At 68.0% G+C, this 14,198-nt stretch carries 15 protein-coding genes; 14 read left to right on the top strand and 1 reads right to left on the bottom strand.

Annotated elements, in window-relative coordinates; translation table 11 throughout:
- Nucleotides 1-80 precede the first annotated feature (80 nt).
- From NMP03_RS11860 to NMP03_RS11830, 7 genes are all read left to right on the top strand, one after another.
- Entirely contained in the window at nt 81-809 is a 729-nt protein-coding gene (locus NMP03_RS11860) for a hypothetical protein (RefSeq protein WP_256505623.1), read from the top strand.
- A 65-nt stretch (nt 810-874) separates the two neighbouring features.
- Nucleotides 875-3,151 carry a phosphoenolpyruvate--protein phosphotransferase gene (gene ptsP, locus NMP03_RS11855; RefSeq protein ID WP_256505621.1) on the top strand — a complete coding sequence of 759 codons (2,277 nt, stop codon included), beginning with the start codon at nt 875-877 and terminating at the stop codon, nt 3,149-3,151.
- A 108-nt stretch (nt 3,152-3,259) separates the two neighbouring features.
- Nucleotides 3,260-4,051: a helix-turn-helix domain-containing protein gene (locus NMP03_RS11850; protein WP_256505620.1), complete on the top strand. Its 792-nt coding sequence runs from the start codon at nt 3,260-3,262 to the stop codon at nt 4,049-4,051.
- 63 nt (nt 4,052-4,114) lie between these two features.
- Entirely contained in the window at nt 4,115-5,047 is a 933-nt protein-coding gene (locus NMP03_RS11845) for a tetratricopeptide repeat protein (RefSeq protein WP_256505619.1), read from the top strand.
- Complete coding sequence (gene tilS, locus NMP03_RS11840) at nt 4,977-6,023, top strand: tRNA lysidine(34) synthetase TilS (RefSeq protein ID WP_256505618.1); 1,047 nt, start codon at nt 4,977-4,979, stop codon at nt 6,021-6,023. Before NMP03_RS11845 ends, tilS begins: the two co-directional genes overlap by 71 nt.
- A gap of 100 nt (nt 6,024-6,123) precedes the next feature.
- Entirely contained in the window at nt 6,124-8,082 is a 1,959-nt protein-coding gene (gene ftsH, locus NMP03_RS11835) for an ATP-dependent zinc metalloprotease FtsH (protein ID WP_319937592.1), read from the top strand.
- Nucleotides 8,083-8,143: 61 nt separating this feature from the next.
- Nucleotides 8,144-8,521 (top strand): hypothetical protein, encoded by a 378-nt coding sequence (locus tag NMP03_RS11830; RefSeq protein WP_256505617.1) that lies wholly within the window; start codon nt 8,144-8,146, stop codon nt 8,519-8,521.
- Between the two features lies 1 nt (nt 8,522).
- On the opposite strand, the gene NMP03_RS11825 is transcribed toward NMP03_RS11830, so the two are convergent.
- Nucleotides 8,523-9,587, bottom strand: a complete 1,065-nt coding sequence (locus NMP03_RS11825; protein WP_256505616.1) for a DUF3667 domain-containing protein — start codon at nt 9,585-9,587, stop codon at nt 8,523-8,525.
- 63 nt (nt 9,588-9,650) lie between these two features.
- On the opposite strand from NMP03_RS11825, the gene NMP03_RS11820 reads away from it, so the two are divergent.
- The 7 genes from NMP03_RS11820 (at nt 9,651) to NMP03_RS11790 (ending at nt 14,141) form a co-directional block, all read left to right on the top strand.
- Nucleotides 9,651-10,922 carry a glutamate-5-semialdehyde dehydrogenase gene (locus NMP03_RS11820; protein WP_256505615.1) on the top strand — a complete coding sequence of 424 codons (1,272 nt, stop codon included), beginning with the start codon at nt 9,651-9,653 and terminating at the stop codon, nt 10,920-10,922.
- A 31-nt stretch (nt 10,923-10,953) separates the two neighbouring features.
- Entirely contained in the window at nt 10,954-11,223 is a 270-nt protein-coding gene (locus tag NMP03_RS11815; RefSeq protein WP_256505614.1) for a CopG family ribbon-helix-helix protein, read from the top strand.
- The gene (locus tag NMP03_RS11810) at nt 11,211-11,498 is read left to right on the top strand and encodes a type II toxin-antitoxin system RelE/ParE family toxin (protein ID WP_256505613.1); all 288 of its coding nucleotides are present in this window, start codon (nt 11,211-11,213) and stop codon (nt 11,496-11,498) included. Before NMP03_RS11815 ends, NMP03_RS11810 begins: the two co-directional genes overlap by 13 nt.
- Nucleotides 11,499-11,512: 14 nt before the next feature.
- On the top strand, nt 11,513-12,121 hold the full coding sequence (locus NMP03_RS11805) for a nicotinate-nucleotide adenylyltransferase (protein WP_256505612.1): 609 nt from the start codon (nt 11,513-11,515) through the stop codon (nt 12,119-12,121).
- Between the two features lie 71 nt (nt 12,122-12,192).
- Nucleotides 12,193-12,528 carry a ribosome silencing factor gene (gene rsfS, locus NMP03_RS11800; protein WP_256508109.1) on the top strand — a complete coding sequence of 112 codons (336 nt, stop codon included), beginning with the start codon at nt 12,193-12,195 and terminating at the stop codon, nt 12,526-12,528.
- Between the two features lie 19 nt (nt 12,529-12,547).
- The gene (locus NMP03_RS11795) at nt 12,548-12,970 is read left to right on the top strand and encodes a 23S rRNA (pseudouridine(1915)-N(3))-methyltransferase RlmH (protein WP_256505611.1); all 423 of its coding nucleotides are present in this window, start codon (nt 12,548-12,550) and stop codon (nt 12,968-12,970) included.
- 4 nt (nt 12,971-12,974) lie between these two features.
- Entirely contained in the window at nt 12,975-14,141 is a 1,167-nt protein-coding gene (locus NMP03_RS11790) for a murein hydrolase activator EnvC family protein (protein ID WP_256505610.1), read from the top strand.
- Nucleotides 14,142-14,198: the final 57 nt, after the last annotated feature.

Genomic DNA, 14,198 nt, shown 5'->3' with positions numbered 1-14,198 from the left:
CGCATCCGTTAACGTCTTCTTAGGCACATCCCTTCATCCTCCGGGTCAACGCGCTGGGGGGTGCGAAAAAGGGAACGGCCATGTCGCGTACACGCTATCTGATGCTGCCAATGCTGGCGCTGCTTCCGGTCCTTGGCGGCTGCGCACGCACCCCGGTCGCGGTAGCGGTCGCGCCGCCAGCCGCCCCGGTCGTGGCAGCGCCGATGCCGCGTCCGCCGCTCAACGCTGCGCCGACGCTCGCGCTGCCACAGCCCGCCGCCGATGGCAGCTTCGCCACCCCCAACCGGGGCCTGTCGCCCGCCGCGACGATCTGGCATCTGCGCGCCGCGCTCAACGTCGCGGTGCTCCAATGCGCCAAGCCCGGCGACCCCGCCGAAGCCGGCTACAACGCGTTTCTAGCGGCGCACAAGACCGACCTGGCAGCGGCGTTCAAGACGCTTGAAGCGGAATATCGCGGCCGGGCCGGCGCGCAATGGCAGGATTCGTTCGATGATTCGATGACCCGTCTCTACAATTTCTACGCCCAGCCCCCCGCGCGCGCCGCCTATTGCGCCGCCGCCGAACCGCTGATCACGCAGGCTGCGGCCACCACCGCCGCGACGCTCCCCGCCTTTGCCCCCGGCGCGCTGGCGGCGCTCGATCGCCCCTTCACCGATTTCTACGCCGCCTATCATGGCTATCGGATCGAGCTCGCACAGTGGAAGGCGGGGCAGGCGCCTTCAGTGCCGCGGCTGACGGTCGATCCGCAGATCTTCGTCGCGGGCACCGACGTCACCGTACGCGGGCGGGTGATGTTCGCCGCGCGTTGACCGCGGCCAACCCATTCGGCCCGAACGTCTTGGCGCTCGCTGACGCAATCTGATAGCGATGGTGCATGTCCGTTTCGGCCGCTGCCTCCGCCCGCGAAATCCTCGTCCGCCTGCACGATGTGATGGCGGCGCGAACCGCTGCGCAGGCCAAGTTGAACGCGGTGGTCAACATCATCGGCGAGGCGCTCGATAGCGAGGTCTGTTCGATCTATCTGCTGCGCGAAGGCGTGCTCGAACTCTTCGCGACGCGCGGCCTCGCGCAGGAAGCGGTTCACGTCACCAAGCTCGCGCTCGGCGAAGGCCTGGTCGGCACAATTGCGGGCAATGTCGAGACGCTCAACCTCGACCAGGCCGCCGCCCACCCCGATTTCGCCTATCGCCCCGAGACCGGCGAGGAGAAATTCCACAGTTTTGCCGGCGTGCCGATCATCCGCCGCGAACGCGCGGTGGGGGTGCTCGCGGTGCAGCATGCCGATCCGCGCCGCTATGCCGATATCGAGATCGAAGCGCTGCAGACCGTCGCGATGGTGCTGTCCGAACTGATCGCCAATGCCGGGCTGATCGACCCTGCCGGCGGCACGACGCTCCGCCCGCAATCGACCGCGCCGGTGCGCGTGCCCGGCTTCAAGCTGGTCGACGGGATGGCGGCGGGCGCGGCGGTGTTCCACCAGCCGCGGATCACGATCGAGCATACCGTCGCCGAGGATACCGAGGCCGAACGCCACCGCGTCTACGGCGCGTTCGACAAGATGCGCGAGCAGATCGAGCGCATGTCCAACCAGGCCGATTTCGGCGTCGGCGGCGAACATGACGAGGTGCTCGAGACCTACAAGATGTTCGCCTATGACGAGGGCTGGGCACGCAGGATCAACGAGGCGATCGACAGCGGCCTGACTGCCGAGGCGGCGATCGAACGGGTGCAGCAACGCACGCGGATGCGGATGCGCGAGATCGGCGACCCGCTGCTGCGTGATCGGATGCACGATCTAGAGGACCTGTCGAACCGCTTGCTGCGGATCGTCTCGGGGCAATTGGGGACTGCGGCGCAGATGGGGCTGCGGCAGGATTCGATCCTGATCGCGCGCAATCTCGGCCCCGCCGAACTGCTCGAATATGATCGCCGCCGGCTGAAGGGCGTGGTGCTCGAGGAAGGCTCGCTCACCGCGCACGTCACGATCGTCGCGCGCGCGATGGGGATCCCGGTCCTCGGGCGCGTCCGCGACGTCAAGCGGCTGATCGCCGAGGGTGACCGGCTGCTGCTCGATGTGCCCGCCGAGGCGCTGGTGGTGCGCCCGTCGCTGGCGATGGAAGAGGCGTTCGACGCCAAGCTGGCGATCAGCCAGAAGCGCCGCGCCGCCTTCACCGCGATGCGCGCCGAACCGCCGGTGACCAGGGACGGCCAGCGGATCACGCTGATGGTCAATGCCGGGCTGCGCGACGACGCCGCCGCGCTCGACCTGACCGGCGCCGACGGCATCGGCCTGTTCCGCACCGAATTTCAGTTTCTCGTGTCGGCAACGCTGCCGCAGCGCGAACGCCAGCAGCGACTATATCGCGACGTGCTCGAAGTCGCGGGCGATCGCCCCGTAGTGTTCCGCACCGTCGATATCGGTGGCGACAAGGCGCTGCCCTATCTCGATCACGGCGACGGCTATGTCGAGGAGAACCCGGCGATGGGCTGGCGCGCGCTTCGCCTAGCGCTCGAACGCGACGGGTTGATGAAGGCGCAGGCGCGCGCGCTGCTCGAGGCGGGCGCGGGCAGGACGCTCAACGTCATGTTCCCGATGGTGTCCGAACCCTGGGAATTCGACGCCGCCAAGGCGATCTTCGAAAAACAGCGCGACTGGTTGGTAACGCGCGGGCGCAAGCTGCCGATCGACATCCGCTACGGCGCGATGCTCGAAGTGCCGGCGCTTGCCGAAGTGCTCGATCTGTTGCTGCCCAAGGTCGACTTTCTGTCGATCGGCACCAACGATCTGACGCAGTTCCTTTTCGCTGCCGATCGTGCGCATCCCAAGCTGGCGCTGCGCTATGATTGGCTCAGCACGCCGATCCTGCGCTTCCTGCGCCGGGTGATCGAACCGTGCCGCGACGCCGCGGTGCCGGTGGCGGTGTGCGGCGAGATGGGCGGGCGCCCGCTCGAGGCGATGGCACTGCTCGGCATCGGCATCGAACGCCTGTCGATCACCCCCGCCGCGGTGGGGCCCGTCAAGGCGATGATCCGCTCGCTCGACCTGGGCGCGCTGCGCGAAGTCATGGGGCCCGCGCTGGCTACCCCGCCCGCCGACATGCGCGCGATGCTCGAGGAATGGGCGATGGCATCGGGGGTCGAACTCGCCTGAAATCATTCGAAAGATGCGTCTTCCCCCTCGTTGACAGCCGATCGCTCGTGCTAGAGACGCTGCAATGCGGGAGCACCCGGGGTCGCAACCCTTCCGCTGGAGACATTGATGACCGAGGAGGCCGAAGGCGCCAACCGCCCACCGATCGCGACCAGGGTCGGGGATCGGTTGCGTATCGCGCGTGAAGCCCAGGGCCTCGCGCTGGCCGACATCGCCCAGCGCACCCGCGTCCCGCAGCGCCACCTCGAAGCGATCGAGGCGTCGAACTATGTCTCGCTGCCCTCGATCACCTACGCGATGGGGTTCACCCGCGCCTATGCCCGCGCGATCGGCGCCGACGAGGTCGGCATCGCGCGCGATTTGCGCGTCGAGATCGCCGACACCTGGGAAGCGGTGCCGCGCCACGAGCCCTATAACCTGCACGATCCGGCACGCGTGCCACCCCGCGGGCTGGCGCTGGCCGGGGTCGCGGTCGCGGTGCTGCTGCTGATCGGCGTCGCCTTGTGGTACGGCACCGGGCTGTTCCGCGCCGAGGAAGCACCGTCGGCCGAGGCGGTGGTCGCGACCACGCCGGTCCCTTCGGCAGCGCCGACGCCTGCCGCGACCCCCGCCGGTGCAGGGCAGGTGACGCTTACCGCGACCGACGAGGTGTGGGTGCGCGTCTATGATTCGAATGACCAGACGTTGCTGCTCAAGACGATGCAGCCCGGCGAGCGTTACGACGTGCCGATGACCGCGACGGGGCCGATGATCAATGTCGGTCGCCCCGACCAGCTCGCGGTGACGATCGACGGCGGTACCGTCGCACCGCTGGGTGACGGGCGCCGCGCGATCAAGGACGTCGCCATCGATGCGCAGGCGCTGCGCGCACGCGCTTCTTCAGCCACGCCCGATGCTTAATGCTGGTGACAGGATGCGGCGTATAGCTATGCTGCTGCCGACCACGACACCGGGGGGTGAACGATGCGCCTGACGATTACGATGCTGCTCGCCGCCACGATGCTGGTTGCCGCACCGCCGGTGCTGGCGCAGACCGCCGCTGGAGTCGAAGGCCGTGTCGGCCGGCTCGAGCGCGAAATGCGCGCGGTGCAGCGCAAGGTCTTCCCCGGCGGTGCCGGCCAGACGCTCGAACCCCAGATCACCGCGCCGCAGACGCCGCAGGCGGCACCCGGTACGCCGGCAACCAGCGCGATCGCCGATCTCAACGCGCGCGTGAACGCGCTCGAATCGCAGCTCGCGACGATGACCGGGCAGATCGAACAGGGCGAATATCGCCTGCGCCAGCTTGAGCAGGCGGTCGAGGCGTATCGCAAGACCAATGACGCGCGGATCACTGCGATCGAAGGGCGCGGCACGCTCACCCCGTCGCCCGGCGCCGCAGCCGCGGGGGATACACGTCCGGCCGGCGGTACCCGCCCCGCCGCCGCCACCGAAACCGCGACCGCGCCCTCGCGCGACCCCGCGCGCGCCGAGCTTGTCGGCGCGGTCGCGCGGCCCGACACCGGCGATGCTGCCGAGGACAGCTACACCTATGGCTTTCGGCTCTGGCAGGCCAAGCTCTATCCCGAAGCCCAGGCCGAGCTGAAGAAGATGGTCGCCGCCCATCCCAATCACCGCCGCGCCAGTTTCGCGCAGAATTTGCTCGGGCGTGCTTATCTCGACGAGGGCAAGCCGAGCCTGGCTTCGATCGCCTTTTACGACAATTACAAGAAGCTGCCCGACGGCGAGCGAGCGCCCGACAGCCTGTTCTATCTGGGGCAGGCGCTGGTCCAGCTCAAGAAGCCGGCAGATGCCTGCAAGGTCTATGGCGAGCTGACCGACGTCTATGGCGATCGCATCGCGGCGAGCATGGCCGCCGACGTCGCAAGGGCACGTACCGCTGCCAAGTGCAGCTGACACGCTGATCCCCGATGCCGGGGCGGTCGCGCGGTTTCGCGGCGATCTCGCTCGGCTGGTCGATATCGAACGCGTCCAGCTGCTGGTGGCGGTGTCGGGCGGGGCCGACAGCCTGGCGCTGTTGCTGCTGGCAAGCGCGGTATTGGGCGACCGTTGCTCGGCGGCGACGGTGGATCACGGTATCCGCAGCGCCGCCGCCGATGAAGCCGCCTTCGTCGCGCGGCTGTGCGCCGATCGGGGCATCCGCCACCGCGTGCTGACCGGCGATCTACCCCCGCGCGTCGGCCGCACCGCCAATTTGTCGACCCGAGCGCGCGCGCTGCGCTATGCGCTGCTCGAGGCGCACATGGCCGAGGTCGGCGCCGATCGGCTGGCGACAGGGCACCACGCCGACGACCAGATCGAAACCGTCGTGATGCGGCTCAACCGCGGAGCGGGGGTCGCGGGGCTCGCGGGGATCCGCGCGGGCGGCGGCAGGATCGTCCGCCCGCTGCTCGGCTGGAGGCGCAGCGACTTGGCGGCGATCGTCGCGGCTTGCGGCATCAGCGCGATCGACGACCCGAGCAATATCGACGATCGCTACGACCGCGCACGATTGCGCAAGGCGCTGCGCGACGACCTGCTGCTCGACGCCGCCGGGGTGGTAGCCAGCGCTTCGGCGCTCGCCGACGCCGACGACGCGCTCGGCTGGACCGCGCGGCAATTGTTCGACAGCGATTGCCGTCGCGCGGCGAAGGGCATCGTCTTTGACGTCGGCGATATTCCCTTCGAGCTACGTCGCCGAATCGTCGAGCGCTGCCTGCGCGCGATCGATCCGGCGATCGACATGCGCGGCGAGGCATTGGTGCGCTTCGTCCGCGCGCTCGATTCGGGCCGACCGGCGGTGCTCGGGGGCGTCAAGGGCGATGTGGTGACCCGCCCCGACAACGGCACCGCCTGGCATTTCGCGCCGGCACCGCCGCGGCGCGCGCCTTGACCCTGTCCCTTGGTCCATCCGATGCCACTGATCGGCGCTGTTCCATTGCCATTAACCCGCGTTCGCCTATCTTGATATCCAAGGAAAGGTATCTCGCCACATGAACGACAACGACAAGCAGCAGGGCCCGGAGAACGGCGGCGGCAATCCTTGGATGCGCAGCCTGATGATCTGGGTCGGCATCCTGCTCGCACTCGCGCTTTTCGTGACCATGTTCGACGGCCGCGGCAGCCAGTCGGCCGGCAACACGATCGCCTATTCGGCGTTCCTCGACAAGGTCGAGGAAGGGTCGGTGCGCGAGGTCAATGTGGCGCCCAACGTCATCACCGGCACGCTCAGCAACGCCGAGCGTTTCCGCACCAACACCCCCAATGATCCGCAGCTGATCGAGCGCCTGCGCACCCGCGGCGTGACGATCAACGCGCGGCCCGAGGAAGGGCCGAACATCTGGATGGTGCTGCTGTATCAGTCGCTGCCGTTCCTGCTGTTCCTTGGCATCGCGTTCTTCGTGCTGCGCCAGATGCAGAAGAATTCGGGTGCGGGCGGCGCGATGGGCTTCGGCAAGTCGAAGGCCAAATTGCTGACGCAGAAGGAAGGCAAGGTCACCTTCGCCGACGTCGCCGGCATCGACGAAGCGCGCGAGGAGCTCGAGGAGATCGTCGAGTTCCTCAAGGACCCGACCAAGTTCGCGCGTCTCGGCGGCAAGATTCCCAAGGGCGCGTTGCTCGTGGGTTCGCCGGGTACCGGCAAGACTCTGCTGGCGCGCGCGATCGCGGGCGAGGCGGGCGTGCCGTTCTTCACCATTTCGGGTTCGGACTTTGTCGAGATGTTCGTCGGCGTCGGCGCAAGCCGCGTGCGCGACATGTTCGAACAGGCCAAGAAGTCGGCGCCGTGCATCGTCTTCATCGACGAGATCGACGCGGTTGGTCGCCACCGTGGTGCGGGCCTGGGCAACGGCAATGACGAGCGCGAGCAGACGCTCAACCAGCTGCTGGTCGAGATGGACGGCTTCGAGGCGAACGAAGGCATCATCATCATCGCCGCGACCAACCGTCCCGACGTGCTCGATCCCGCCCTGCTGCGCCCGGGTCGCTTCGACCGCCAGGTCGTCGTGCCGCGTCCCGACATCGATGGTCGCGTGAAGATCCTCGAAGTACATATGAAGAAGGTGCCGCTTGCACCCGACGTCGATGCGCGGACGATCGCGCGCGGTACGCCGGGCTTCTCGGGTGCTGATCTCGCGAACCTGGTAAACGAAGCCGCGCTGACCGCTGCACGCAAGGGCAAGCGGCTGGTGGCGATGCTCGAGTTCGAGGAAGCCAAGGACAAGGTCATGATGGGTGCCGAGCGGCGCTCGATGGTGATGACCGACGATGAGAAGCGGATGACTGCTTATCACGAGGCGGGCCATGCCGTCGTCGCGCTGCACGAGGCGGCGTCGGATCCGATCCACAAGGCGACGATCATCCCGCGTGGTCGCGCGCTGGGCATGGTGATGCGGCTCCCCGAGCGCGATTCGTACAGCTATCATCGCGACAAGATGTACGCCAATTTGTCGGTATCGATGGGCGGCCGCGTCGCCGAGGAGATCATCTTCGGCTACGACAAGGTCTCGTCGGGCGCATCGGGCGACATCCAGTACGCGACCAAGCTGGCACGCGATATGGTCACCAAATGGGGCATGTCGGACAAGATCGGGCCGCTGATGTATTCGGAAGGCGAGGAGGAAGTGTTCCTCGGCTATTCGCGCCAGAACAACGTCTCGATGTCGAACGAGACCGCGCAGCTGATTGACAAGGAAATCAAGTCGATCGTCGAGGGCGGCTATGACAAGGCCAAGCAGCTGCTGACCGAGCATGTGGATCAGCTCCACCTCGTCGCGGGCGCGCTGCTCGAGTTCGAGACGCTGTCGGGCGACGAGATCAAGCGGATCATGGCGGGCGAGGACATCGACCGCGGCCAGCCCGGAGCGAAGAACACCCCGGTCGTCGCTGCGGGCACCTCGATCCCCAAGACACGGCGTCCCAAAGGACCGTTCGGCACGCCTCAGCCGGCATAATTCACTTGGCATTCAGCCGACAAGCGACAATCCCCGTCGGGCAACCGGCGGGGATTTTCATATGCGGGCGATCAAACTGACTTTTGCGCTGACGTTGGTAGTGCTGCCGGCGACGGCGCAGGCGATGAGTGTCGCCGAATTCCTCGCCAAGGCGAATGCGCTCAAGGCCAAGGGGATCATGGCGATCGGATCGCCCGATATCGGCTTGCTCAAGACCGAGATGGAGATGATCGGCGCCGCGTACCGCACCGATGTCGAAGGCGCGCGCGCGGCGGGTCGCACGCCGCACAGCTGCCCGCCGCCCAAGGGCAGCGCGAAGGCGAAGCTGGGCGGCAAAGCGTTCCTCGCCGATCTGCAGGCTATCCCTGCGGCGCAGGCGCGCACTACCAGCATGAAGGACGCCTTCTACGCGATCATGCGCAAGCGCTTCCCCTGCTGAGTCAGCCGATCAGCCCTAAGCCTAGCACCAGCGCTACAAACAGCCCGAACACGAGCTGGATGAACACCAATACCAGCAACAGCATCCGCACTAGCGCGCTCGACCGCCGCAGCCGATAGGCGCCGCGCAGCTGGCGATAGATATGGAACGGCGGCACCAGCATCGCGATGGTCCCGAGCACCCCCATGCTCACGCCGATCGCCCCCAGAATCGTCAGTACGATGAACAGCAGCGACATGAACGCGATCGAATAGGTGACGAACACCGCATGGTCATAAGCGTGATATTGCCGCTTCCACGCGAACATCAGCCACAGGAACGGCACCGATAGCGGGATCAGCAGCCACGAGAATTTATAGCTGTTCGCCTGCAGCTTGTAGAGCATCAGCCCAGGATTCTTCCGCGCCTTCTCGATGCCATAGTCGAGCCGCTTCCACCCGGTCTTGATGCGATCGAACGGGCTGTCGGTGTCGCCGAACGCCGGGCGCGCCGAATCGACCAGCCGGATTTCACTCTCTAGTTCGGCGATGGCGGTGATCGCTGCGGCGCGTTCCTGCGGCGTCGATCCGCGCGAATCACGCTCGGCGATCGCCTCCTGCCGCGCTGCGACCATTTCCTTGCGGACCTCGACCACCCCCGCCGCGGCCTGGCTGCGCGCATCGCCGAGATCGGCGGGCGGGGCGATCCCCAGGATCGACATCACGGTGAACAAGGTGAAGACCGAGAACAGGAAACCCGCCATCGGCGACACGAAGCGCGCACGCTCGCCGTCGATGTAGCGGCGGGTCAGTTCGCCGGGCCGAAACGCCAGCATCGGCAGCGTCCGCCACAATTTGCCCTCGAAATGCACGACGCCGTGCAGGATTTCGTGCCAGATCGCGCCGAGCGAGCGGTGGACATGCCCCGCCTGGCCGCACGCGTGGCAATAGGCACCGACCAGCGCTGTCCCGCAATTGAGGCAAAGATCGGGGGCGCCGCCATGCGCCTCGCCGCGAGTCGGCTCGACGCTGCGCGCCAGCAGCGCGCCGGTGGCGAAATCGCCGGCAGCCGAGAGGTCCCCACCCATCGACGGCGAGTGTATCAGCTGTATATTGCGCTTGCGAGCATTTGCTTTGCGACGGAGACGAAGATGGCGACGAAGCCCCGCACCACCGACTGGACCGCGCAGATGCGCGTGCTGGGCCAGCGCGCGCGCGCTGCCGCGCGCGTGCTCGCGGCGATGCCCGGGGCCACCCGCGCCGATGCGCTGCGATCGGCGGCAGCGTCGATCCGCGCCACTGCCGGGCCGATCCTCGATGCCAACGCGCGCGACATGGTACGTGCGCAGACCTCGGGTCTCGCCCCTGCGTTGCTCGACCGGCTGAAGCTCGATGCCGCGCGGCTCGAAGCGACCGCGGCTGGCGTCGAATCGGTCGCTGCGCTCGACGATCCGGTGGGAATCTTGGTCGATCGGCGCGAGCGCCCCAATGGGCTGGTGCTCGATCGGGTGCGCGTGCCGATCGGGGTGATCGGCATCATCTTCGAAAGCCGCCCCAACGTCACCGCCGATGCCGGCGCGCTATGCGTGATGGCGGGCAATGCCGCGATCCTGCGCGGCGGGTCGGAGGCGATCGAGACCAATCGCGCGCTACATGCCGCGTTCGTCGCCGGCCTGGGGGCTGCGGGGGTGACGCCGCACGCGGTCCAGCTGATCGACGACACCGATCGCGCCGCGGTCGGCGCGATGCTCGCCGCCGATGGCCATATCGACCTGGTCATCCCCCGCGGCGGCAAGAGCCTGGTCGCGCGCGTCCAGGCCGAGGCGCGGGTGCCGGTGCTCGCGCATCTCGACGGGATCAACCACACCTATATCGACGCCGCCGCCGATCCGGCGATGGCGCGGGCGATCGCGCTCAACGCCAAGATGCGGCGCACCGGCATCTGCGGCGCAACCGAGACGCTGTTGATCGACCGCGGCTTCGCGGCGCCCGGCCCGATCCTGGCGGCGCTTGCCGATGCCGGCTGCGAGCTGCGCGGTGACGCCGAAGCGTGCGCGATCGATCCTCGTGTCTTGTCCGCCGATGATGAGGATTGGGACACCGAATATCTCGACGCGATCCTGGCGATGCGGATCGTCGGCGGGGTCGACGCCGCGATTGCGCATATCGCCGCGCACGGATCGCACCATACCGACGCGATCGTCACCGCCGACGCCACCGTCGCCGAGCGCTTCCTGGCGCAGGTCGATTCGGCGATCGTGATGTGGAATGCCTCGACCCAGTTCGCCGATGGCGGCGAATTCGGGCTGGGTGCCGAGATCGGCATCGCCACCGGCCGGCTGCATGCTCGCGGCCCGGTCGCGCTCGAAGGGCTGACGACGTATAAATGGGTGGTGCGCGGCACCGGCCAGGTGCGTCCTTGATGCCGGGCTGTGGCAGGCGTACGTTCTCGCCATGAGCAAGCTTACGCGCATCACGGTGTCGGCCGAAATCGACGCCCGAACCCATGACCTGTTGCGACAGGTGACGATGGCGACCGGACGCAGCGAAGCCGAGTTCGTCGCCGAAGCCGTCCAGCGCGCGGCTGAGAGTGATGCCGACTACCTTGCGTTCATCCAGAAGGGTGTCGACAGCGCCGATCGCGGCGAATTGATCCCGCATGCGCAGGTGATGGCAGAGCTCGACGCGATGATCGCCAAGCAACGGGCGCGATGCTCGACCTGAACTGGACGCCTGAGGCGCTGAAGGATTTACGCGCGATAGAGCGGTGGCTGATTGCGAACCGAACACCTCACGTTGCGATGCAGGCGTTGCTCGACATCCGCCTTCGTGCGCAATCGCTGGAGGAGTTTCCGCATGCCGGTCGCCCCGAACGCGACGGCATTCGCATCTTGGTCGTTTACGGATCAGGCTATCTGATCTTCTACCGTATCATCGAAGCGGGCGTGCAAATCCTGCGCGTTCGCAACGAACGTGAAGACTGGCAGTTGGCAACCTGACCCGCATCGGGCTCATGGGCGGATCGTTCAATCCGGCGCATCGCGGGCATCGGCGGATCGCGTTGCAGGCGATCCGCGCGCTCGCGCTCGACGAGCTGTGGTGGATCGTGTCGCCGGGCAATCCGCTCAAGGATGCCGCCACCGACATGGCGCCGTTTTCGGCGCGCTTCGCATCGGCGCGGGCGATGGCGCGGCATGCGCCGATCCGCGTCAGCACGATCGAACAGCGGCTAAAGACCCGCTACACCGTCGATCTGCTCGCCAAATTGCCGCGGATACACCCCAAGAAGCGCTTCATCTGGATCATGGGCGCCGACAATCTGGCGGGGTTCCACCGGTGGAAGGGATGGCGCGATATCGCGCGCGAGGTTCCGATTGCGGTAATCGCGCGTCCGGGATATGAAGGGGATGCCCTCGCCAGTCCAGCGATGGGCTGGTTGCGGCGCTCGGTGCGGCCCGCACGCCAGGCGAAGCAATGGGACGAGTGGAGATTGCCGGCCTTGGTGCTGCTGCGCTTCCGCCCCGATCCAACTTCGGCGACCCGCATCCGCGCCGCTGACCCCGCCTGGCACCGCCGTTTCACCAACGAACGGCGACCCAGCCAATCCACCGCACGTCCCTAGGAGCTACATTGGCCACTTCCACCCCCGCGCTGCGATCATCGGACCCTAACGAAGCCGAAGCGCTGCACGCGATGATCCTTGCCTCGCTCGATGCCGATCAGGCCGAGGAGACGGTGTCGATACCCCTGGCGGGCAAATCGAGCATCGCCGATTTCATGGTCATCGCCTCGGGCCGGTCGACCCGCCAGGTCGCGTCGATGGCGCAGAAGCTGGCCGAAAAGATCAAGGCCGAGTTCGGCTATCGCGCCCGCGTCGAAGGGCTCGCGACCGCCGATTGGGTGTTGATCGATGCCGGCGACGTCATCGTCCACCTCTTCCGCCCCGAAGTGCGCAGCTTCTACAATCTCGAGCGGATGTGGGCGTTCGGCGACGCGCCGCCGCTGCCGACGAGCGACCAGGCCGCCTGAACCGCCGCCCGCGCGCCCGGTGCTGCTCCATATCGTCGCGCGCGGACGCATCGGCCGCAGCGCCGAGGCCGAGCTGGTCGATCGCTATCTCAAGCGCGTGGGCTGGCCGACGCGGATCACCGAACTCCCCGATCGCGGTGGCAAGCTGCCCGCGATCGAGCCCGGCACCCGGATCGTGATGCTCGATGAAAAGGGCGAACAGCCCGGCTCGGTCGACTTCGCCAACCGGCTGTCGGGGTGGCGCGACACCGGGGTGCGCGAGACGCGCTTCCTGATCGGCGCGGCCGACGGGTTCGATGACTCGATGCGCGCGCAGGCCGACTGGCTGATCGCCTTCGGGCGAATGACCTGGCCGCACCTGATCGCGCGCGCGATGCTCGCCGAGCAATTGTGGCGCGCGACCAGCATCCTCGCCAACCACCCCTATCACCGCGAAGGCTGAAGGCGTGCGCACGGCGGGTATCGCGATCGGCGCGGCACTGCTGCTCCTTCCCACGACGATGGCCGCGCAGCAGACCACGCTCGACGAACAGCGCGAGCGGCTGCGCGCCGCCAACGCCGCCTCGCGCGCAGCCGAGCGACGGTCGGGCGATCTCGAACGCCAGGCCGAGGCGGCGAACAACGCAGCATCGCGCGCCGCCGCCGATCGCGCCGCCGTCGCGGCGCGCGCGCAGGCCGCCGAAGCCGATATCGCCGCGGCACGCGCGCGGATCGCGATCATCGATCGGCTGGTCGCGGCGCAGCGGCGCCGGCTCGACGCGCGCCGCGCCCCCACACTGCGGCTGGTCGCGGCAATCCAGTCGTTCGTGCGGCGTCCCGCGGCGCTCGGGCTGCTCCAGCCCGGGTCGACCCGCGACGCGGTGCATGTCCGCGCGGTGCTGGCGACCGTCGTGCCGGTCGTGCGCGCGCGCAGCGCCGGGGTGCGCGCCGAGGTCGAGCGCGCCGCCGCGCTGCGCGATCGCGCGGCGCTGGCCGAACGCGGGCTGCGCGAGGGGCGCGCGCGGCTCGAGATCGAAAGGCTGGCCTTGCTCGATCTCGAGGCCGCGAGCCGACTGCGCTCGCGCGACCTCGGGCGCAGCGCGCTGATCGAATCCGATCGCGCGCTGGCGATGGGCGAGGAGGCGCGCGACATCGTCGATCGAATGGCGAAAATCGATGCGGCAGGCGCGATCCGCGAACGGCTGCTTGCACTGCCAGGCCCATTGCCCCGTCCAGAGACCGAAGCGCTCGCCGCGGCGGCCTCGGGATTGCCCCCCTACATGCTACCCGTGGCTGGCCGCGTGGTAACCGGCTTGGGCGAGGTATCGCCCTCGGGGGTGCGTTCGCGCGGCCTGGCGCTGGCGACCGCGCGCGGCGCGGCGGTGGTCGCGCCGGCGCCAGGCCGGGTCGCCTTTGCCCGACCGTTTCCGGGCTATGGCACCGTGGTGATCCTCGATCACGGCAACGGCTGGACCAGCCTGATGTCGGGGCTCGCCACCGCCGTGGTTCGCCGCGGCCAGCAGCTGCCGCAAGGCGCCCGCTTGGGAAGCGCCCCCAGCCACGACCGCCCGGTGGTGACCGTCGAGCTGCGCCGCCGCGGTCGCCCGGTCGACATGGTGCCCTTGCTCGACTGACCAGTGTTTCAGCGCAGGTTCATCGGCCTGCGATCATCTGCCTTGGCCTTTGCTTGG

This window comes from Sphingomonas qomolangmaensis (assembly GCF_024496245.1).
GTDB classification, from domain to species: Bacteria; Pseudomonadota; Alphaproteobacteria; order Sphingomonadales; family Sphingomonadaceae; genus Sphingomonas; species Sphingomonas qomolangmaensis.
Note: the sequence above shows the minus strand (reverse complement) of the source record. Positions and strands in the feature narration are given on the sequence as shown.

Excerpts from the sequence above, each read along its gene's own strand:
- ftsH (WP_319937592.1), top strand. The coding sequence starts at position 6,124 with ATGAACGACAACGACAAGCAGCAGGGCCCGGAGAACGGCGGCGGCAAT.
- NMP03_RS11805 (WP_256505612.1), top strand. The coding sequence starts at position 11,513 with ATGGGCGGATCGTTCAATCCGGCGCATCGCGGGCATCGGCGGATCGCG.
- NMP03_RS11810 (WP_256505613.1), top strand. The coding sequence starts at position 11,211 with ATGCTCGACCTGAACTGGACGCCTGAGGCGCTGAAGGATTTACGCGCG.
- NMP03_RS11850 (WP_256505620.1), top strand. The coding sequence starts at position 3,260 with ATGACCGAGGAGGCCGAAGGCGCCAACCGCCCACCGATCGCGACCAGG.
- tilS (WP_256505618.1), top strand. The coding sequence starts at position 4,977 with ATGGCGATCGCATCGCGGCGAGCATGGCCGCCGACGTCGCAAGGGCAC.
- NMP03_RS11815 (WP_256505614.1), top strand. The coding sequence starts at position 10,954 with ATGAGCAAGCTTACGCGCATCACGGTGTCGGCCGAAATCGACGCCCGA.
- rsfS (WP_256508109.1), top strand. The coding sequence starts at position 12,193 with ATGATCCTTGCCTCGCTCGATGCCGATCAGGCCGAGGAGACGGTGTCG.
- NMP03_RS11825 (WP_256505616.1), bottom strand. The coding sequence starts at position 9,587 with ATGGGTGGGGACCTCTCGGCTGCCGGCGATTTCGCCACCGGCGCGCTG.
- ptsP (WP_256505621.1), top strand. The coding sequence starts at position 875 with ATGTCCGTTTCGGCCGCTGCCTCCGCCCGCGAAATCCTCGTCCGCCTG.
- NMP03_RS11830 (WP_256505617.1), top strand. The coding sequence starts at position 8,144 with ATGCGGGCGATCAAACTGACTTTTGCGCTGACGTTGGTAGTGCTGCCG.
- NMP03_RS11820 (WP_256505615.1), top strand. The coding sequence starts at position 9,651 with ATGGCGACGAAGCCCCGCACCACCGACTGGACCGCGCAGATGCGCGTG.
- NMP03_RS11860 (WP_256505623.1), top strand. The coding sequence starts at position 81 with ATGTCGCGTACACGCTATCTGATGCTGCCAATGCTGGCGCTGCTTCCG.
- NMP03_RS11845 (WP_256505619.1), top strand. The coding sequence starts at position 4,115 with ATGCGCCTGACGATTACGATGCTGCTCGCCGCCACGATGCTGGTTGCC.